General features: G+C 64.6%; 21 protein-coding genes and 1 other RNA gene. 11 read left to right on the top strand and 11 right to left on the bottom strand.

What is annotated here, in order from left to right:
• The first annotated feature begins 206 nt into the window (after positions 1–206).
• Positions 207–818: a hypothetical protein gene (locus tag ACV7NN_RS18375; protein WP_463350995.1), complete on the top strand. Its 612-nt coding sequence runs from the start codon at positions 207–209 to the stop codon at positions 816–818.
• A gap of 78 nt (positions 819–896) precedes the next feature.
• Here the strand turns inward: ACV7NN_RS18375 and ACV7NN_RS18380 are convergent, their stop codons facing one another.
• On the bottom strand, positions 897–1,562 hold the full coding sequence (locus tag ACV7NN_RS18380; protein WP_463350996.1) for an SIMPL domain-containing protein: 666 nt from the start codon (positions 1,560–1,562) through the stop codon (positions 897–899).
• 124 nt (positions 1,563–1,686) lie between these two features.
• On the opposite strand from ACV7NN_RS18380, the gene ssrA reads away from it, so the two are divergent.
• Positions 1,687–2,082: a transfer-messenger RNA gene (gene ssrA, locus ACV7NN_RS18385) on the top strand.
• Between the two features lie 187 nt (positions 2,083–2,269).
• Here the strand turns inward: ssrA and ACV7NN_RS18390 are convergent.
• On the bottom strand, positions 2,270–3,448 hold the full coding sequence (locus tag ACV7NN_RS18390; RefSeq protein ID WP_463350997.1) for a tyrosine-type recombinase/integrase: 1,179 nt from the start codon (positions 3,446–3,448) through the stop codon (positions 2,270–2,272).
• A gap of 223 nt (positions 3,449–3,671) precedes the next feature.
• On the bottom strand, positions 3,672–4,073 hold the full coding sequence (locus tag ACV7NN_RS18395) for a hypothetical protein (RefSeq protein WP_463350998.1): 402 nt from the start codon (positions 4,071–4,073) through the stop codon (positions 3,672–3,674).
• A 376-nt stretch (positions 4,074–4,449) separates the two neighbouring features.
• On the opposite strand from ACV7NN_RS18395, the gene ACV7NN_RS18400 reads away from it, so the two are divergent.
• On the top strand, positions 4,450–4,896 hold the full coding sequence (locus tag ACV7NN_RS18400; protein ID WP_463350999.1) for a hypothetical protein: 447 nt from the start codon (positions 4,450–4,452) through the stop codon (positions 4,894–4,896).
• A gap of 311 nt (positions 4,897–5,207) precedes the next feature.
• Here the strand turns inward: ACV7NN_RS18400 and ACV7NN_RS18405 are convergent, their stop codons facing one another.
• Both ACV7NN_RS18405 and ACV7NN_RS18410 read right to left on the bottom strand, forming a co-directional pair.
• Positions 5,208–6,107 carry a PfkB family carbohydrate kinase gene (locus ACV7NN_RS18405; protein ID WP_463351000.1) on the bottom strand — a complete coding sequence of 300 codons (900 nt, stop codon included), beginning with the start codon at positions 6,105–6,107 and terminating at the stop codon, positions 5,208–5,210.
• Positions 6,094–7,092: a LacI family DNA-binding transcriptional regulator gene (locus tag ACV7NN_RS18410; protein WP_463351001.1), complete on the bottom strand. Its 999-nt coding sequence runs from the start codon at positions 7,090–7,092 to the stop codon at positions 6,094–6,096. The genes ACV7NN_RS18405 and ACV7NN_RS18410 overlap by 14 nt, the downstream gene beginning before the upstream one ends.
• 163 nt (positions 7,093–7,255) lie before the next feature.
• Here ACV7NN_RS18410 and ACV7NN_RS18415 point away from each other — a divergent pair, with 163 nt between their 5' ends.
• From ACV7NN_RS18415 to ACV7NN_RS18430, 4 genes are all read left to right on the top strand, one after another.
• Entirely contained in the window at positions 7,256–8,341 is a 1,086-nt protein-coding gene (locus ACV7NN_RS18415; RefSeq protein ID WP_463351002.1) for a substrate-binding domain-containing protein, read from the top strand.
• A gap of 119 nt (positions 8,342–8,460) precedes the next feature.
• Complete coding sequence (locus ACV7NN_RS18420; RefSeq protein WP_463351003.1) at positions 8,461–9,507, top strand: ABC transporter permease; 1,047 nt, start codon at positions 8,461–8,463, stop codon at positions 9,505–9,507.
• Positions 9,504–10,319: an ATP-binding cassette domain-containing protein gene (locus tag ACV7NN_RS18425; RefSeq protein WP_463351004.1), complete on the top strand. Its 816-nt coding sequence runs from the start codon at positions 9,504–9,506 to the stop codon at positions 10,317–10,319. Before ACV7NN_RS18420 ends, ACV7NN_RS18425 begins: the two co-directional genes overlap by 4 nt.
• Positions 10,320–10,322: 3 nt before the next feature.
• Positions 10,323–10,610: a putative quinol monooxygenase gene (locus tag ACV7NN_RS18430; protein ID WP_463351005.1), complete on the top strand. Its 288-nt coding sequence runs from the start codon at positions 10,323–10,325 to the stop codon at positions 10,608–10,610.
• Between the two features lie 49 nt (positions 10,611–10,659).
• Here ACV7NN_RS18430 and ACV7NN_RS18435 read toward each other — a convergent pair whose 3' ends face one another.
• Complete coding sequence (locus tag ACV7NN_RS18435) at positions 10,660–11,472, bottom strand: alpha/beta fold hydrolase (RefSeq protein WP_463351006.1); 813 nt, start codon at positions 11,470–11,472, stop codon at positions 10,660–10,662.
• A 65-nt stretch (positions 11,473–11,537) separates the two neighbouring features.
• On the opposite strand from ACV7NN_RS18435, the gene ACV7NN_RS18440 reads away from it, so the two are divergent.
• Both ACV7NN_RS18440 and ACV7NN_RS18445 read left to right on the top strand, forming a co-directional pair.
• Complete coding sequence (locus tag ACV7NN_RS18440; protein WP_463351007.1) at positions 11,538–11,993, top strand: MarR family winged helix-turn-helix transcriptional regulator; 456 nt, start codon at positions 11,538–11,540, stop codon at positions 11,991–11,993.
• Between the two features lie 3 nt (positions 11,994–11,996).
• On the top strand, positions 11,997–12,659 hold the full coding sequence (locus tag ACV7NN_RS18445) for an NAD(P)-dependent oxidoreductase (protein ID WP_463351008.1): 663 nt from the start codon (positions 11,997–11,999) through the stop codon (positions 12,657–12,659).
• A 6-nt stretch (positions 12,660–12,665) separates the two neighbouring features.
• On the opposite strand, the gene ACV7NN_RS18450 is transcribed toward ACV7NN_RS18445, so the two are convergent.
• The gene (locus ACV7NN_RS18450; protein ID WP_463351009.1) at positions 12,666–13,277 is read right to left on the bottom strand and encodes a TetR family transcriptional regulator; all 612 of its coding nucleotides are present in this window, start codon (positions 13,275–13,277) and stop codon (positions 12,666–12,668) included.
• Positions 13,278–13,364: 87 nt separating this feature from the next.
• Between ACV7NN_RS18450 and ACV7NN_RS18455 the strand changes: the two genes are divergently transcribed.
• Positions 13,365–14,252, top strand: coding sequence for an SDR family oxidoreductase (locus tag ACV7NN_RS18455; RefSeq protein ID WP_463351010.1), 888 nt, complete (start codon positions 13,365–13,367; stop codon positions 14,250–14,252).
• An 18-nt stretch (positions 14,253–14,270) separates the two neighbouring features.
• Here the strand turns inward: ACV7NN_RS18455 and rimK are convergent, their stop codons facing one another.
• Positions 14,271–15,479 (bottom strand): 30S ribosomal protein S6--L-glutamate ligase, encoded by a 1,209-nt coding sequence (gene rimK / locus ACV7NN_RS18460; protein WP_463351011.1) that lies wholly within the window; start codon positions 15,477–15,479, stop codon positions 14,271–14,273.
• Positions 15,480–15,504: 25 nt separating this feature from the next.
• Between rimK and ACV7NN_RS18465 the strand changes: the two genes are divergently transcribed.
• The gene (locus ACV7NN_RS18465; RefSeq protein WP_463351012.1) at positions 15,505–15,984 is read left to right on the top strand and encodes an ATP-dependent zinc protease family protein; all 480 of its coding nucleotides are present in this window, start codon (positions 15,505–15,507) and stop codon (positions 15,982–15,984) included.
• A 9-nt stretch (positions 15,985–15,993) separates the two neighbouring features.
• On the opposite strand, the gene ACV7NN_RS18470 is transcribed toward ACV7NN_RS18465, so the two are convergent.
• The 3 genes from ACV7NN_RS18470 to ACV7NN_RS18480 are packed head-to-tail and all read right to left on the bottom strand — an operon-like array spanning position 15,994 to position 19,146.
• The gene (locus ACV7NN_RS18470; protein WP_463351013.1) at positions 15,994–16,971 is read right to left on the bottom strand and encodes an NAD(P)H-quinone oxidoreductase; all 978 of its coding nucleotides are present in this window, start codon (positions 16,969–16,971) and stop codon (positions 15,994–15,996) included.
• A gap of 52 nt (positions 16,972–17,023) precedes the next feature.
• Entirely contained in the window at positions 17,024–18,268 is a 1,245-nt protein-coding gene (locus ACV7NN_RS18475) for an ABC transporter permease (RefSeq protein ID WP_463351014.1), read from the bottom strand.
• Positions 18,268–19,146 (bottom strand): ABC transporter ATP-binding protein, encoded by an 879-nt coding sequence (locus ACV7NN_RS18480; RefSeq protein ID WP_463351324.1) that lies wholly within the window; start codon positions 19,144–19,146, stop codon positions 18,268–18,270. Before ACV7NN_RS18480 ends, ACV7NN_RS18475 begins: the two co-directional genes overlap by 1 nt.
• Between the last annotated feature and the right edge of the window lie 74 nt (positions 19,147–19,220).

The following is a 19,220-nucleotide window of genomic DNA, read 5'->3' on the forward strand; positions in this document are numbered from 1 at the left end:
ACAGCGCCGAGGGCTATCCACCAGCCCCGGCGCGATCGGGGCTTTCCAGGATGCGCAGGATGCAAGGACATGTCGGCTCCGATCTGCCGCGGTACGGGCGGCGGCAGGAGCAGCGTATGCGCATCCGACACGTCCGGACCGTGCCCTTACATTGTCCGAACACGATCCGTGCGGCTCGCTGACAAACGGATGGTGGACTCGCGGTCATGAGTGAAGATCTGAACCCGACGCAGCCCATCCCGTCCGGCGCGACGGAGCCTTTGGCGGAGCTCGGAGGCGATGTCGGAGCCGAAAGCGGGTATCCCGGATCCGAACGCGCCCCTCGCGAGGGTTCCGGTGCGTGGATCCGGAGGCACGGTGTCGCGTTTGCGATTGCCGCCGCCGTTCTCGCGGCCGTGCTGGTCTCGGGGTTGACCGCCTTCGCTGTGACGGCCGCGACGAGCGCATCCGGGCAGGGGGCTGCATCCGCTCCGCTGAGCGGCAACGGTCACGGCAAGGGCAGCGGCAGTTCGCTGCGCCACGGGACGGCCCGGACGATGCGAGCGGCGAAGGGCCGGATCACCGGAATCGCGGGCTCGACGTGGACGATCGCGACCCAGCATGGACGAAGCGTGCAGGTGATCGTCTGCTCTGCGACGAGGTACGGAACGCGTCAGGCGCCTGCGGGCGCGAGCGATTTCTCCGTGGGCGAGACGATCGTGGTCGCGGGGAGCCGCGCTGCTGATGGCATCCATGCGACGCGCATCGCGGCGGCCAAGGGAAGGTCGGAGCCGACTCCCGGGCCGACGATGAGCCCGATGCCGTCGGCCGGCGCGTAGCGCTGGCCAAGCGGCCAAGCGGCCCGCCGGGCCTAGCGGTCCAGCGGCCCGATCAGGCGGACAGCCAGGTGACGAGCCTCACGACGCGGCGAAGCGCGCGTGAACCTGGACCTGGATGACGATCTCCTCGGGTTTGAGGGTGAGAGATACGTTCGACGTATCCGATGCGGCGCGCGCGAACAGGGGCTGCGGCGGCTGGACTGGGGCAGAGCCGTCACCGAGCATCCCCGGATCGCTGAGAGCGACCGGGCGAACCGTGCTGAGGCCGAGACTGGTCGCGTAGACGGTCGCCTTGGCCACCGCGTTCTCGACCGCGCGCCTGCGGGCCTCCTGTACCAGTGTCTGGCGGCGGGCATCCGTGAGGCTCCACGTCACTCCGGAAACTGTCACGCCGCCGAGGAGCGAGACCGTCCCGACCCAGTCGGAGAGAGCGGCGAGATCACTGAAGGTGACCTCGAGGCCAAGCTCGGCGTGGAACACGATCGGCAACTGTTCGCCGGTCTGGCTCCACGGGCGATCGCCCCAGACGCGCAGGTTGTCCGAACTCCACGAGGTGACGGGACCGGTCTGCGGGTTGTGCAGCTCCCGCAGTTCAGTCGTCAGCGACGTCTGCCGTTCTGTCGTGTGGGCGAGTACTTCATCGCGATCGGGCCCGTCGTAGCCGATGGTGAGGCGCACGCAACCCCGTTCGGCCGCGTGCTTCAGTTCGTATTCGCCCTGCACCGTGATGATCGTCTCCGTCATGAAGCGATCGTGGCATAGAACGGGCCCGCGGAATGTTGTATGCTGATGAGCTCGCCTGAAGGCGATCGCAGTTCGACAACTCAACAGCGCGTGACAGTGACCCGGCTTGAACAAGCCGACGCATGGGGATGATCGGTTTCGACATTGCCTGCGCAATTGTGAGAAGCGGGTCGAGGATGCAGGGTTATCTCGTAAACGATCTCTGCAAAAAATAAGTGCCAATTCAAACAGCACTGTCTCTGCCAAGGCAGACTTCGCCCTCGCGGCGTAAGTTTCCCTCCGGCAACTTATAGAGACCGTCAGACCGGGAATGCTCTCTACCCGGACCCTGGCGTTAGCTAGAGAGATTGCTTCTGTGTTTCGTCTGAGGGCACAGAGGGACTTCAACTGAGACTGGGCTCGTTGGTTTAGCTGCCAATGGCAAATTCCAGAGCCGAGTAGAACGCTTCCATTGGATACACCCGTAGAAGGCACATGACCACAGCAGTGGACGGGGGTTCAATTCCCCCCATCTCCACCATTCGGTCGCTGTCACGCGTTGCTTGAGATCCGCGGAATCACGCGGAAGTTGGGGCCTCTTCCGGTTTCGGAGGAGGCCCCAGTTTTGTTTCGTGCCCACACTTTGCCCACACTTTTTTGAGCTCAGAGTGATTTAGAAGTGCCCAACAGGCGCGATTGTGATCACGCTGGCTTGAACGAGACTCCCCTCAGAGCTGGGACCAAACGTCCTGAATGTTGGCACCGCGAGCCCCCTGGTCGAGCCTCTCGGCGACCTGGTCGAGGTCATCCTCAAACAGGTCCGCGTAGGTGTCGAGCGTCATCGCGGCCGACTTGTGGCCGAGCATGCGTTGCACCGCTTTCACATTCGCGCCTGAGCTGACCGCCAGGCTTGCCGCGGTGTGTCGCAGGTCGTGGGGGGTGAGCCGTTCGGTGCCGGACCATGTCAAGGCGTCGAGGAACCACGACGAGGTGCCGGCGCTCGTCTTCGGCCGGCGGAGGAACTGCCCGAAGCGGTCAGCGAAGACCAGATCATCTGGGGACTTGCCTTCGCAAAGTCGCGCCAGCGGCTCTTTCAAGACGCTGGGGAACGGGACTGCGCGCTTCTCCCATGATTTGGGCGCGCCGACGACGATCTTGCCGTCGACCTCTGTGGCGGTGTGGCTGATCTGAAGCCGGCTCCTCAGCATGTTCAGATCGCGCACACGCAGCCCAACGGCTTCTCCCCAACGCAGCCCGCAGTAGGCCAGCAGGACGATCATCGTGCGTTGTGTGGGGGTTGATGCCGCTGACGCAAAACGAGCAACCTCGGCGTGGCTCAGATAGCGACGCGGCTTGTTCGAGACCTTGCGAGGTGCGCCCTCGGTGCGTCGTGCGACATTCTTGGGCACGCGGCCGTCCTTGAGCGCCATATCGAGAATTCCGGCTAGGACGCCGAGTGAACGAAGGACAACAGTGGCGGACCGCGGTCGAGCGTCCGCAGCAGGAATGCTTTTTCCGCCACTCTTGTGGGTGATCGCAGTTCCTTGGCCGAGTTCTCGGATCCACTGCTCGACGGCACTCGGGCGGATGGCCCCTACAGACGTCGAAGCCCAACGTGGGCCAACGTAGACGCGCCAGGAGACAGCGATGGAGTGGTAGCTCGAGGGCTTGAGCGCTTGCTGCTTGTTCGCCAGCCATTCGACGGCCAACTCGCCGACCGTCACTCGCGCGGCAGCGGCGGAAACGAACGCACCAGTCGCCTTCGAGATCTCGATATTGGCGAGGTACAGCTCGGCTTCACGTTTCGTTGTGAAGCCGCGCTTGTCCGTCTGCGCGTGCTCGGGTGTGCGGTAGCGAACGCGCCATCGGCGGCCCGCAACTGTCTCGTACGGAGTGATGCTCCCCATCGTGACCTCCTCTGTCGGCCAGGGCTGTGCTCTTCAACGCCCTTCACTTACAAGTTGCCGAATTTGTGAGTTAAAAGCGCGCAAACGCGGACCTCAGATCCCAGCAGGATAGCTCCGCAGTTTCTCTGACCGTCCCGATCACAGAGGATGGCCTCTGAACGCGCGAGAATGCCTCAATGGGGACGGCCAGCCAATGGTGACCGACAACGAACAGGGATCTGCGTCATTGTGGATCGAGTTTCGATGGTTCGTACCGATCGGTTGCCGCTTGAGTTCTCTTGGCGAGGGCCTGACGGCTCAGCCCAAGTCGGGCGGCAAGTGAGTTCCAACTCTCGCCCGCGCTTCGGAGCCGGGTGATCAGCTCGTCGCGTTGGTCGAGCGAGACGTCCTGTTCGTGCCGGAGCTGTTCAAGGGTTTGCGATAGCTGGGCCAGTCGTTTGAGGGCGTCGACGCGCGTGCCCCATTTAGCCTCGAGATCCAACAACGCGTCGTCGGCGTGCCGCTGTTCTAGTTCGCGTGCGCGCTGCTCAGCGTGACGGATCGTGGCCGAATCGTGCGCTTCACGTTGCCTTGAGTACGCCGCTTCACGTCGTCCGGTCTTGCTCGAAATCCCCCGATTTGCCATGCAACCAGGTTTACACCGAACCCCTGTCATTCATTGGGCGGCGAGAGCGGTCCACTTAAAGTGCCTACGTGCATTGCTCTTAGCCGTTCATACCCTTGTCCCCGTCTGTTTGTCCTTGCCCATCACTGGAGTCCTGTTCTCTCTGCTTCATCCCATTTCTGGTTCCTTTACTCCATGCCTTGGCTTGTTGGCTTTGCCATCGCGTCTTGCCGCCGACACAACCACGTTTCACGGCGTCTGGCCGCCGGTGCTTTGTCGAGGAGTCGCGGTAGCTGGAGCGGCGCAGCTATTTGCGCTGTCATTCGGTGCGGGCGGCGTGCTCAAGGGGCCGCTAGGCTCTCGCAGAGAAGACCAACACCGGAAAGGCACGAGGACTGTGGCCCGAGAATCACACGGCAAGGCCGCGCCTAAACGTCTGTTGCTGGGCTGGCTTTGGCCAAGCCTTGGACTTGGAGCGGCCGCAATGCTTGCGGTATTCAGCACTGGGGTCGACTACGCGCAGCCATGGCAGGTCCCGTTCGCTTTGGGAGAGTTCGTCGCTGTCGGGCTCCCCGTGGGTGTTGCTTTTGGCGCGCTCGTGTTCGGCTTGGTTGTTCTGGTCTGGTGGATGCTCCGTTTTCGAACCGATGTTGCCACTCAGAGCGTCAGTTACGGGCTTACAGCCTTTGTCGTCTCGACGGCAGCTCTGTGCGGACTTCTCTCGCTCTTCCCACTGTCGTTCTCGATACTGACGTTTTCGCTCATAACAGGAGGGTTTTACGGAATCGCGTATTTCGTGCAATTTCGTCGCGCCCAGTCGATGCGAATGGCTGATCAGGCCTGAGGCAGTTTCGTTACCGATGTCTTGAGACATCCCGCAACTGAAGCCTCGGCGCCTGATGCCCGTGCCCACACTTTGCCCACACTTTTCTGAGATGGCACGAAATTACTGTGATCACATGGAAGGCAAAAGCCCCGGAATTACGCGGATCTGGACGCCATTTGGCGTCAGTAAAGGCCGTCGGCGGGGGTTCAATTCCCCCCATCTCCACCATCAGGTCGCGGTCACACGTTGTTTGAGATCCGCTGGGGCACGCTGACGTTGGGCACTCTTCCGGGTTCGGGAGAGTCCAGGGCAAAGTGCCGGCGCTGTGATCAGACGGTGGCGTTTGGCTCGGGCACGTGCAGCAGGGCGCCGGGGTGGCGGCAGGTCGCTGCGGCTATCCCCATGGCATCGCGGAGCATCTTCTCGGCGCGGGCCACGCTGTCGGGAATTCCTCTGAAGGCGATGGATGCGGCGACCGATGCCAGGGTGGCGTCACCTGCTCCCATCGTGTCGACGATCGGTCCCGCCATGGTGGCGATGTCGACAGCGCAACTCAGCTCCGACGTGGCCAAGGAGGCGCCGCGCGCGCCGGCGGTGGCGAGAACAGCTGAGGCCCCCAGTTCGAGGATGTGCTCGGCGACGGTAGCGAGCGGTTGGCCATAGAGCAGCTCGGAGTCCTCGTCTCCGATCTTGGTCAGCATGCTGACCGAAGCCAGAATCTCGAAGTTGCGCACGAAGAGCGCGGGATCCTTCATCATCCCTGCTCGGGGGTTCGGGTCCACAAGCACGCGCCCGCCGGTCCCTATCGCCTCAACGAGAAGATCGAACTGTTCCTGGTCGTCGAACGGAAAGCAACTGACAACGATGAGGTCGGCGTCGGTCAAAAGAGCACATTGGCGTGCATCGAAGTCGAGGTGCCGGTTCCGGGCCGCCTCGTTGAAACGGTACCGGGGCTCTCCTTCGGTGCGGTCGGAGATCGCGCGGGACGAAACAGGTGTCACAGTCGCGCAGAGTCCGACTCCCCATGTGCTCAGGTATCGGGTGATCTGTTCGCCGGCTTCGTCCGCTCCGACCATCGCCACGAGGGTCGTATCGACGCCGAGAACGCGAAGACCGACGGCGACGTTGAGACCAGCACCGCCGACATGCTCCTCGTCGGCGATTGGCGATTGCAGCTCGTCGATGAGAGCGTCACCGATCACCGCGACGAGAGGCTCAGGTGCTGGCATGAATCTCTCCTGAACCGCGTTCGATCAGCGTCGTGGAGACGACCTGGGTCGCCACCGGGGTCGAATCGCCGTCGAGGCGCGCGAAGATCCGTTCCGCAGCGAGATGGCCGATGCGGTCGGGATTCTGCGCGATTACCGTGACCCCGGGGTCGAGCAGGTCGCCCAGCTGGACGTCGTCGAAGCCGACGAGCGCCACCGAGTGCTGGAGCTCGCGCTCGCGAAGACCCCGGATGGCGCCCATCGTGATGAGGTTCTGCGCGCTGAAGATCGCTGTGGGCCTCGCGTCATTCTCGAACAGCGCTGCGATGGCTGCACGCGCGGCATTCTCGTCGTGGAGGTCTTCGATGACCCAGGCGTCGCCCGTCGGTATTCCCGCCCTGCCGAGCTCTTCGAGGAATCCGCGCCGACGTTCGCGGGCCGTCTGGATGTGATGACGGTCGCCGAGGAAGGCGAGTCGACGATGTCCGCGTTCGAGAAGGTGGCGCGTTGCGAGCGCGGCGCCCTTCGCGTTGTCGCTGACGATCGCATCCGCGTCGATGCCGGCCGGCTCACGGTCGACGAAGACCAGGGGTGTACCTCGTTCCTGTTCGGGAAGGAGATAGCCCTGACTCTTGGTCACCGTGGTGAGGATCAGGCCGTCCACCCGGCGGCGCAGGAACGCCGATACGGCGACCCGCTCCCGGGCGGGGTCGTCGTCGAGACTCGACGCGAAGACGGCCACGCCGCGGGCCATCGCGGCGTCTTCGACGGCGCGATGCACGGCCCCGGAGAAGGGGTTGGCCACACTGCCGACGAGGAGTCCGAGGGTCTGGGTCCTTCGATCGCTGCGGCGGAGGTTGCCTGCCTGGATGTCGGGATGGTAGTCCAGTCGCGCGGCGGCCGCCTGCACACGTTCGATCGTCGCACTCGAGACATTGGGCTCACGGTTGATGACGCGGGACACCGTCTTGATGCCGACACCAGCAAGTGTGGCCACGTCTCGCATGGTCGACCGCCGGCCGGGAGGGGGTTGCATTCCGTTTGACACCGATGTCACGGTTGGGCTCCAAATGTTCGATTGCGCTTGACTATATAGCATTCTTGATCTAGACCTAGTATGTGACATCGTTGTCAAGGGATACAGCATCCCCCAAACCAGAGGAAGTTCAATGTTGAATCGCAGCACCTCACGCACTAAGCGCCTCCTGGCCGCGGGATCTCTCGCGGCAATCGCAGGACTCGCTTTCACCGGCTGTTCCGGATCCTCCGGCTCAGACAAAGTCGGTGTAGCGCTCATCGTGAAGACGACGACGAACCCGTACTTCGTCGCCATGGAAGATGCCGCCAAGGCCGACGCGGCCAAAGCGGGCGTCAATCTCACCCTCGCGGCAGGCAAACAGGACGGCGACGTCGCCACCCAGGTCCAGGCGATCGAGGCATCCATCGCCCGTGGTGACAAAGGAATTCTGATCACGCCGAACGGCCCGGGAGTACAGAACGAGATCGACAAGGCGCGCAAGGCCGGTCTCTTCGTGATCGCACTCGACACGGTCCCCACACCGCCGTCATCCGTCGACATCACTTTCGCCACCGACAACTTCACCGCCGGCGAAGACATCGGGAAGTGGGCTGCATCGCAACTCGACGGCAAGTCGGCCGACATCGCCATGCTCGACCTCTTCAACACGCAGGTCGTCTCGGTCGACCTCAACCGGGACCAGGGCTTCCTGAAAGGCATGGGGATCACCGTTCCCGACTCGGCCAAGAATGGAAGCGAGGCGAAGAGCGGCAACTACACCGGCGGCAAGGGCGGCACCTATACCATCGCCGGTCACCAGGCCACGAACGGTGACGCGGCCGATGGACGCACGGCGATGGAGACCATCCTCGCCAAGGACCCGAACGTGAACGTTGTCTACACGATCAACGAACCGGCAGCATACGGTGCGTACCAGGCGCTCAAGGCCGCGGGCAAAGACAAGTCGACCATCCTCGTCTCGATCGACGGCGGCTGCACCGGCGTCGGCCAGGTCCAATCCGGCATCATCGGGGCCACCAGCCAGCAGTATCCTTCGAAGATGGCGGCCCTCGGTATGGAGTCGATCGTGAAGCTCGCGAAGACGGGCGCGAAGCCGAAGGTCACTCCGGGCCTCGACTTCTATAACACGGGATCGCGCCTGATCACCAAGACGCCTGTCGCCGGTGTGACAAGCATCACCCCGGATCAAGGCTTGAAGATCTGCTGGGGCAAGTAAGCATCGATCGGACCCGGGCCGGTTTTCCACTACCGGCCTGACCGGCCCGGGAACATCCGATCGACACCACCATCGAACGCCCTCGCGTCATCGAACAGAGAAGTTCAGGAGTAGCAATCGTGACTCAACCAGCAACACAATCGAGCCCGCCCACCGCGGAGATCGACCTCGCGCAGGAATTCCTGCAGAAGACAACGCCGCTCAGCAGGCTTCGGAGCCTCCTCCATCGGTATCCCGCACTCAGCCCGGCTATCGTCCTGCTGATCTCGATCATCGTCTTCGGCATCATCAATCCACGATTCCTCAACCCGGCGAACCTGTCGCTGATCACTCAGCAGGTCGCCGTCGTTGGAACCATCGGCATCGCGCAGACGCTGATCGTCCTCACCGGGGGGATCGACCTCTCCGTGGGTGCCGCGGCGACGCTCGCGGGTCTCGTGATCGCCCAGACCGCGGAGCACAACCACGTTCCGCCTCTGCTGAGCCTGCTGCTCGGCCTCGTCGTCGGACTCGCCACAGGACTACTCAACGGGCTCCTGGTCACCCGGTTGAAACTGCCCCCGTTCATCGTGACCCTCGGTACACTCAGCATCTTCACCGCGATCCTCTTGCTCTACTCGAACAGCGCCTCGGTGCAGGGGCAGGACCTCCCGCCACTCATCACCTCCCTCGGCAACACCTTCAACGTGTTCGGGATCCAGATCACCTACGGCGTTGTGGTGATGATCGTCCTCTACGCAATCGTGGCCGCGATTCTCGGCCGCACCGCGTGGGGCCGTCACGTGTACGCGGTCGGCGATGACCCCGAGGCTGCGCGCCTTGCGGGCATCCGAGTGCAGCGCGTGCTCCTCAGCGTCTATCTCGCGGCCGGCGCAATCCTCGCGGTCGGCGCCTGGGTGCTGATCGGCCGCGTCGACGGAATCGGACCCAACGACGGAACCACCATCAACCTCGAGTCGATAACCGCCGTCGTGATCGGCGGGACGAGCCTGTTCGGCGGGCGCGGCACCGTCTGGGGAACCCTGCTCGGCGCCCTCATCGTCGGCGTCTTCGAAGAAGGCCTCGCTGTCGCCGGCCTTGACGTGCTCTACCAGGTGCTCGCCGTCGGCATCCTCGTCATCGTCGCCGTTGCCGTCGACCAGTGGATTCGAAAGGTACGCAAATGACACTCACGACTGAAAACCCGGTACCCGAGCCGGTCGAGACCCGCACCCCGGTGCTCCGGGCCCGTCGCCTCGTGAAAACCTTCGGCCGGGTGGTCGGCCTCGACGGGGTGAGCCTCGAACTCTATCCCGGCGAAGTGCTCGCCATCATCGGCGACAATGGTGCAGGCAAGTCGACCCTGATCAAATGCCTGACGGGCGCCGAGACCCCTGACGAGGGCGAGATCTTCCTCGACGAGAAGCCGACACATTTCAAGCGGCCACAGGATGCCCGCGTGGCAGGTATCGAAACTGTCTACCAGAACCTCGCTGTCTCACCCGCCCTCGACGTTGCCTCCAACCTCTTCCTGGGGCGCGAAGAACGCAGGAAGGGCATCCTCGGGTCGGTGTTCAGGATCATGGACACGAAGGGCATGCGCAAGAAGGCCAAGGCAGAGCTCACCGCATTGGGCATCACCACCCTTCAGGATGTGACGGTGCCGGTCGAGAACCTCTCCGGTGGACAGCGGCAGGCCGTCGCAGTGGCCCGCGCGGCTGCATTCGGCTCAAAAGTGGTTGTCCTTGACGAGCCGACGGCTGCGCTCGGGGTCCGCGAATCGAACCAGGTCCTCGAACTCATCAAGAACCTGCGAGACCGCGGCATTCCGGTGATTCTGATCAGCCACAACATGCCGCACGTCTTCGAGGTGGCCGACCGCATCCACATCCAGCGCCTCGGCAAGCGTGCGGCCACCATCACCCCGAAGTCACACACGATGACGGAGGCGGTCGCAATCATGACCGGCGCCCAACGTGTCGGCTCCTCTGAAGCGTGAACGATGGTCAGCCTGTACGCCGAATTCACCGCACGAGTCGGCCAGGAGGGTGCGCTAGCAGCCCTCCTGACCGACTTCGCGAAACAAGTGCGCGCCGAGCCCGGGAACGTCCTTTTCAACCCCCATCAGAAACAGGACAACGCCAAGGCCTTCTTCGTCTATGAGATCTACGAAGACGAGGCAGCGTTTCACGCACACCTGACCGCTCAGCCGGGTCGCGACTTCAACGCCGCGCTCGCCGAGCTGATCGTGGAAGACGGCTCGCAGTTGACCCGGCTGACACCTGTGTGAGGTCGAGCGAACCTTCGCGCCGACACCCTGAACGGGGCCAGACGGTGGTTCAGCGGGACCAGAACGCGCGGACAGCCTCGACGACGGCATCCGGCTGCTCGAGTGGCGCCAGGGCGCGGGTGCCGGGTACGACAACGCTCCGGGCATCCGGCATCGTGCGCGCCGCCTCGAACATGCCCTCGGGAGTGCATTCTGCCCAGTCGTCGCCGGAGATGAGCAGGGCGGGACACGAGACCCCGGGCAGAACGTGCGCGCTGTCGGTCCGGTCGAGCATGAAGGAGCGGAGCGTGTTTGCCAGGCTCCGTCGCCCTGGCTTGCGCAGCGCGTTCTCGACGTTGGCCACAATGTCGGTCTTGGTACGGTTCGCGTCGGTGAGAAGTCCTTTGAGGACCGCGGCCCGGATGGGAGCAACCGCGCCGAGGAGCAGGAGCACAGGCAGGAGGGAGTTGACCTCCCGCCGCGTCTGGGGAGAGATAGGTCTGGTAGGTGAGCAGACCGTGACAAGACTCCTCACCTTCGCCGGATGTGTTGCAGCGAGCGCTGTTCCGATCGACCCACCCCACGCGTTGCCGACGAAGTCGACGGGTTCGTGCGTGATCGCGTCGATGAGGTCGGCGGCAGCGCCTGTTGCTTCGGCTATCGAACTGCGGTGATGCAACGCATCACTGTCTCCGTAGCCTGGGCCGTCAACGACGATCAACGTACGATCCTTGGAGAGCGCTTCGATCGTGCGGTCCCAGCTGTGCCCGTCGACGAAGAGCGAGTGCCAGAGCACCGCATGCGGCCCATTTCCGTATCGCCGGTACGCGATCCTTCCGACGCGAGTGGCTGCCCTTTCCACGCTGCTCGATGTCAAACTCATCACAACATTCCATTTCTTCGGATCCCGAATGAAATGCTTCGGTATCCGAAGTATGCTCTTCAATTATGGCGACTGCAAGCGATCTTCCCCACGACCGTCTGCCGATCGGTCAGCTCCTCGGACGGCTCCTCGGCGAGTTCCGCTCCGAACTGTTCGAACCCGCCGCGCAGGCAGGCTACCCGGACCTGCGCCAATCGCACCTCTTGATCCTTGGGAACATTCCGTTCCGGGGCGTGCGGCTGACCGACCTCGCCTCGCGCAGCCAACTGAGCCTGGCAGCGACCTCCGAGATGGTCGACAACATCGCCAGCCTTGGATACGTCGAGCGCAAACCGGATCCGCATGATGGGCGCGCCAAGCTGATCGCTCCGACCGAGCGAGGCAGACGCCTGCTCGCCGACGCGAGAAACAGGGTCGCGGAGATCGAGCAGGCGTGGGGCGAGCTCGTGGGCGCCGAGCGGTTCGAAGCGGCCTGCTCTACCCTTCAGGACATCCTCACCGCGACGAGTGGGGAGGCATAGGTCGTGGAAGCGCATGACGAGGTGCGGACGATCGCGCTGTTCGGGGCGAGTGGCCGGACGGGACGCAGGGTTCTGGACCGCGCGCTCGCGCACGGCTTCAGCGTGTGCGCGCTGACTCGGACTCCGGCTAAGCTCGCCACCAGTCATCCGCGCCTGACGGTCATCGAGGGAGACGCCCTCGACCCCCTCGCCGTCAGGGCGACGATCGCCGGTGCGGATGCGGTCGTGACGACGCTGGGGCACGTCAACGGCTCGCCGCCCACCCTGCAGACCGATGCCATCCGCATCATCATCGAGCAGATGGTCGCCAACGACGTTCGACGGGTCATCAGTCTGGCGGGCGCCGGGGTCGGGGATCCTCACGATCGGCCGAAGACGATGGATCGCCTCTTCACGCGCCTGCTGAAGGTGTTGGACGGGGCGGTTCTTACCGATGCGCGGACGCACTTCGTCGCACTCCGTGCCAGCGACCGTGACTGGACGCTCGTGCGTGCCGCTCGGCTGACCGAGCGGCAGGGCACAGGTTCGTATCGTGTCGGCTGGGTCGGCGTCGATGCGGGGAATCAGATCAGCCGGGATGACGTTGCCGACTTCATCATCGCCCAGGTAGACGACACCCGGTACGTTCGTGCTCTACCGTTCGTGAGTGCTTCAGAGCGGGCGTGATGGCCGCTATGGCAGAACACTCGCTTCGCAGGAGCCGCAGGATGCAGGAGTCTCACTCTCGGCGGTGACGGCCTTCAACGCGCTCAGTGCGTCCGCGATGATCGCAGCGAACGTGTGCGTGTTGCTCTCGTCGATCCATTCGGCGAAGCCGACGTGGAAGACGGCGATGCCGGATTGCGCGGCGAGGCTCGCTGACGGTTCGCTCACGCCGCGCCCCCGCAGCGCGTCGGCGATCGCCGTGGACATCCGCGCGAGTTTGATCAATTCGCGCTCCTGAAGCGGCGGATTGGCCCGGATGACGCGGCCGCGCCGCTGCGCGAACTCGTGCCGTGGTTCGAAGTCCGCGGCGACGACCTGGAGCGCGGCGGAGACCGCGTCGAGGGGGGATGCGTCGGCCGGGGCGCCCGCGACGGCCGACACGAACAGGTCGAGGAGGTCGTCCTGACCCTGGAAGAGCACTTCGCGCTTATCGGCGAAGTGACGGAAGAAGGTGCGTTCGGTGAGGCCCGCACGCTCGGAGATGTCTGCGACGGTCGTCTGGTCGAAGCCCCGCTCGAGGAAGAGTTCCATCGCGGCGAGCACGAGGCGTCCGCGGGCGTCGGGCTGCCATCTGCTCATGTTCCGATGGTAGCCGATGACAGCGGCTGACATCGGGTGTAGCGTTGATGACAGCAACTGACATCACTCGAACTCGGAGGACTCCTCATGCGTGTTTTCGTCACCGGTGCATCCGGCTGGATCGGTTCAGCCGTGACAGCCGAACTCCTGGCAACCGGCCACCAGGTCGTGGGCCTCGCGCGGTCGGACGCGTCCGCGGAGAAGATCGCGGCGGCGGGAGCCGAGATCAGGCGGGGCGACATCACCGACCTCGACAGCCTGCGTGCGGGCATGGAAGGCGTCGACGGCGTCATCCACACGGCGTTCATCCACGACTTCACCGCCCACGAGAACGCGGCCGCGGTCGACTTCGCCGCGGTCCAGCTGTTCGGGGACCTGCTCGAGGGCACTGATCGCCCCCTGGTGATCGCCTCAGGCGTGCTGGGCGGGGGTTCGGTGGAAACCGACCGGCCCGACCCCGCGACCGCCGGTTCGCCGCGCCGCGCGACCGAAGAGACCCTGCTTCGTTTCGCGGACCGGGGTATCCGCTCGGCTGCCGTGAGGCTCGCTCCGACCGTCCACGGCGACAGTGACCACGGATTTCTGGCGGTACTGATCGGGGTCGATCGGCAGAAGGGCAGCTCGGGGTACATCGGGGACGGGAGCAACCGCTGGCCCGCCGTGCACCGCCTCGACGCGGCGCACCTGTTCTGCCTCGCACTCGACAAGGCGCAGGCCGGCTCGGTGCTCCACGCGATCGACGATGAGGGCGTGCGGATGCGCGACATCGCCGAAGTGATCGGGCGTCACCTCGACGTGCCCCTCGTCAGCGTGGCACCGGATGACGCGGTGGAGCACTTCGGCTGGCTCGGCAGGCCGCTCGGGATCGACAGCCCCGCATCCAGCGCGATCACGCGGGACCTGCTCGGCTGGACTCCGACGCATCCGAAACTTCTTGCGGACCTCGAGCAGGGGCACTACTTCCAAGCCCGCTGAGGTGCGCCGACCGGTTCGCTAGGGTGCGCTGACGGTTGCGACCTCGGGGATCGGCTCCTTCGGGAGCTTGCGCACCTTCGCCCGCCGACGGCGCCGCTCAGGGATCATCGACCGCATCTCCTCGAGTTTGCCGAAGCAGAGCAGCCGATCGCCGGCCTCGAGTTCGACGCCGCCGCGCGGGTTCGGTATGACGGTGGCGCCGCGATGCAGGGTCAGGACAGTGATGTCCCGGTCGCCCAGCCCGGAATCGCGGATCGTCTTGCCGACCAGGTCGGCGTTGCCGTGCACGAGCAGTTCGGCGACGCCGTAGCCGGTCGAGACGCTCAGTCGCTGGCGCACGTCGATCTCGGGGAAGGCCACCTGGTTCGCGATGAAGTCGATGATCGCTCCGGCGACGTCGAGGCTGGTCGCCCGCTCGATTCCTTCGAGGCCGGGCGACGAGTTGACCTCCATGACGAGCGGGCCGTCGTTGCCTTCGAGCATGTCGACACCGGCGACCCGCAGGCCCATGATCTGCGCCGAACGCACGGCGGCCTGCTCATAGGCCGGAGTCAGCTCGACGGGCTCGACGGTGCCGCCACGGTGCACGTTGGATCGGAATTCGTCACCGCTCGCGACGCGGCGCATTGCGGCGACCACGCGGTCACCGACGACCAGCGCGCGGATGTCGCGCCCGCGGCTCTCCGAGATGAAGCTCTGGATGAGGACGTTCTGCTTGGTCGAGTGCAACGTCTCGATGATCGCTTCGGCGATCTTCACCTCGGGGGCGAGGATGACGCCGATCCCCTGGGTGCCCTCGAGGAGCTTGATCACCACAGGGGCGCCCCCGACGCGCTCGATGGCGAGTCGCACATCCGCCCTGCTGTGCACGAATGCTGTCGCCGGCATCCCGATGTTGTGCCGCGACAGGATCTGCGTCGCGCGCAGCTTGTCCCGGGAGTTCGTGATGCCGTTCGCGGTGTTCGGCGTATAGACATCCATCTGCTCGAACTGGCGCACGACAGCGGTGCCGAAGTAGGTGATCGAGTTGCCGATGCGAGGCAGGACGGCGTCGTAATCCGACAGCAGGCGACCCCGGTACTGGAGGTCGGGCTCGTGCCCGGACAGGTCGATCGCGAAACGCAAGGTGTCGAGCACCTTGACCTGATGGCCGCGTTGCTGCGCGGCCGCTCGGAGTCGCTGAGTGGAATACGCCTGCGGGGCGCGCGAGAGGATCGCCAGTTTCATCGTGTGCCCCTGCAAAGATGGTGGAGTGCAAACAGACTTCCATTCAAGCACCATCGCGGGCTGGCGCGAATGGGTGAGCCTGCCCGGCATCGGAGTTCCGTGGATCAAAGCGAAACTCGACACCGGTGCCCGCAGCTCGGCCCTGCACGCGTTCGACATCGAAGAGATCGCCGGAGAGGACGGCGACCGTGTGCGGTTCCACGTGCGGCCATGGCAGAAATCGGAGCGCGACTCCGTCGAGGTCGAATGCCCCGTGCACGACCGCCGGCTGGTGCGGAGTTCGTCCGGCCACAGCGAGGAACGCATCGTGGTCCTCATCGAGGTGGAACTCTTCGGACGCACGGTTGTCGCAGAGACCACGCTGAGCAATCGCGACCAGATGGGGTTCCGCATGCTCATCGGGCGCGAGGCGCTCCGGCAGGGCTTCGTCGTCGACCCGGGGGAGTCGTTCCTCGGAGGCCGGGCTCCCCGCCTCGTCCGTCGCCGCAACCGCGGGAGGGAGTAAGGCCGCCGGTCACCGTACCTGGAGCAGGATCTTGCCGATGTGCTTCGACGACTCCATGCGGATGTGGGCCTGGACCGCATCTTCGAGCGGAAACACGGAGTCCACGATCGGACGGATCTGGCCGGACTCGAGCAACGGCCACACGTGTTCGCGGACCTCGGCGATGATCGCGACCTTCTCCGCGAGAGGCCTGGCGCGCAGGGTCGTCGCCCAGATGAGACCGCGCTTCATCATCAGGTGGTTGATGTCGAACGTCGACGGGCCGCGGCGGCTCGCGATCTCCATGATGCGGCCCTCGCGAGCGAGCGCGTGGATGTTGCGCTCGAGATAGTCGCCGCCGATGATGTCGAGAACGACATCCGCCCCGTGTCCGTCGGTCGCGTCGACCACCGCCTGCACGAAGTCCTGCTGGGTGTAGTCGACGGCGACCTCGGCGCCGAGACGACGACAGAACGCCGCTTTCTCGGACGAGCCGACGGTGGTGATCACCCGGGCGCCGGTGGCGACGCCGAGCTGGATGGCCATCGATCCGATGCCGCTGGAACCGCCGTGGACGAGGAGAACCTCCCCGGCGCCGAGATGGGCGTGTCCGTAGACATTGGACCAGACCGTGGCTGCGACTTCGGGAAGACCGGCGGCTTCGACGAGGTCGACATCGGGCGGCACCGGGAGCACGAGGCCCGCGTCGACCGCGACGAACTCCGCGTAGCCGCCGCCCGCCAGGAGCGCACAGACCCGGTCACCGGGCGTCCACTCGAACACGGCGGATCCGACCGCGGCGACCTCGCCGGAGACCTCGAGGCCCAGCCATTCGGGCGCTCCCGGTGGTGGGTTGTAGTGGCCGCGTCGCTGGGACAGATCGGCGCCGTTCACGCCGGCCGCCGTGATCCTGATCAGGACGTCGCGGTCGCCGACGCTCGGCTCGGCCACGTCGGCGAGGACCATCGCATCGGGTCCGCCCGGAGCCGGAACGGTTATCGCGCGCATCCGCCGGCCTCCGTCGACCAGCCGGCCGCCGCGTGTGACTCGTGTTGCCGCCTCAACGGCTGGGTTCCGTCTCTGTGATCGGGCGCCGTGCGAGAACGTCGCGGATCGACACCTTGCGGGTGTATTCGATCGATCCGTAGCGGAACAGACGAACCGCCAGCCGCAGAACGATGGCCGAGAGCACGAACAGTTCGACGATCACGAAGATCGCCTGCCACAGCGGGAGGGTGCCGAACGCGTTGCGCAGGAGGGCCGTGACGGGCGCCGAGTACGGGAAGAACGTGAAGACCTGGACGATGAACGCGTTCGGGTCGCTGACGACCAGGGTGACCGTGTAGAAGGGGATGAAGATCAGGATCATCAGGGCCCCGAAGATCGGCCCGGCGTCCTTGGCGGTCGGCATCACAGCACCGAGCGCCACGAGAGTACCGGTGAACAGGGAGAACCCGCCGAGGAGGATCAGCACCCCGATGATCATCGTCTGCGGATCGAAGACGAACTGCGAGAGGTCGAGTTCGGGGATGTCGAGCTGCTGGCGGAAGAACAGGTAGGCCAGCACCGTCGGTATCGCGAAGACGAGCATCTGGACGAGTCCGATCATGAACAGCGAGATCACCTTGCCGATGATCAGGCTGGTCGGGTTGATCGTCGTCAGGATCATCTCGGTGACCCGGTTCTCCTTCTCTTCGAGAGTGGAGTTCAGCATCTGGTTGCCGAGCAGCAGGATCACGATGTAGAAGATCACCAGGAAGAACAGCGCCGGCAGCACCGCATTGAACCCGCCGGAGACTGAGCCGTCTTTGAAGGTGATCGTGTTCGTGTTCACCGATCCCTGCAGGATCGCGGTCGTCTGCGGCGAATCGACCTTCTGCTCCACGCTCGACTGCAGGATCGACTGTGCGACCGACGCGTACTTGCCGTTCGCGAAGATCCCGTTGTCCTGCCCGAACACCTGGATGGTCTGCTTCGCCGGGTCCTCGGGGTAGTGGAAGTATGCCTCCACGTCACCCGCCTTCACGGCCGCGAGCCCGGCTTCCGGACTGGATGCCAGAGTGCCGCCCGCACTGCTGACGATCGCCGGACTCACCAGTCCGGAATCGTCCGTGTACTGGAACGAGAAGTGGGCGTTCTTCTGCGCCTCTGCGGACGTCTGGGTCGAGCTGTTCGACACGAACACGAGCACGAACACGATGATGAGGAGTACGGGTACGAACAGCGTCGCCACCCAGAAGCGGCGCTTCGCGATCGTGCGGATGAACTCGAACCGCACCACCGTGCCGAGGTTGTGTCGCGCCATCAGTCGATCACTCCTGCGTTCTCAGCGCCGTAGACCTCGACGAAGATGTCGTCGAGGGATTTCCGGGTGGGTGCGAACCGGCGCACGCTGATGCCGGAATCGACGATCGTCCGCAGAATCTCGCTAGGATCCGCGCCGTCGGTGACTTCGAGTTGGGCGTGGCCGTCCTCATCCGAGGCGACGACGTAGTGCGGTGAGGGCGGGATCGCGCCGTCATGATCGACGTGGACCACGGTTCCGCCGAACTGGTCCTGCACCTGCTCGACGGTGCCGTAGGCCCGCGAGACCCCGTCCTTCAACAGGATGACGCGATCGCAGAGCCGTTCGACCTCCTCCATCTGGTGCGTCACCATCATCACCGTCGAGCCGGCCTTCTTCTGGTCGTCGATGATGTCCATGAGCAGGCGCCGGTTGACCGGGTCGAAACCCTTGGTGGGTTCGTCGAGGATGAGGAGCTCGGGATCGTTCATGATGGTCACGCCCAGCTGCACCTTCTGCTGCTGCCCGCCGGACAACCTGTCGAGCCGCACCTTCTCTTTATCGGCGATTCCGACCCGCTCGAGGTAGTTCTGGGACCAGCGACGCGCCTCGTCGCGGCCGAGCCCCTTGAGCTTGCCGAAGTAGACCATCACGTCGATGACGGACTCCTTCTTGTAGAGTCCGCGCTCCTCGGGCAGGTAGCCCAGCCGTTCGCCGGTGTCGGGGCTGAACGGCCGACCGTCGATGTGCAGTACGCCGGCCGTCGGCTGGTAGATGCCGAGGAGCGCGCGAATCGTCGTCGTCTTGCCCGAGCCGTTACTGCCGAGGAAACCGAAGGTCTCCCCACGCTGGATGTCGAACGAGAGATCACGGATGACCGTCGTCTTGCCGAAGTCCATTCGGAATCGATCGATGTGCACGAGGGGTGCGCCTGAAGATGTGCTCACTGGATCTAACCTATCTGCGCCCTGCG

The organism is Leifsonia sp. Ger2509 (genome assembly GCF_055231915.1).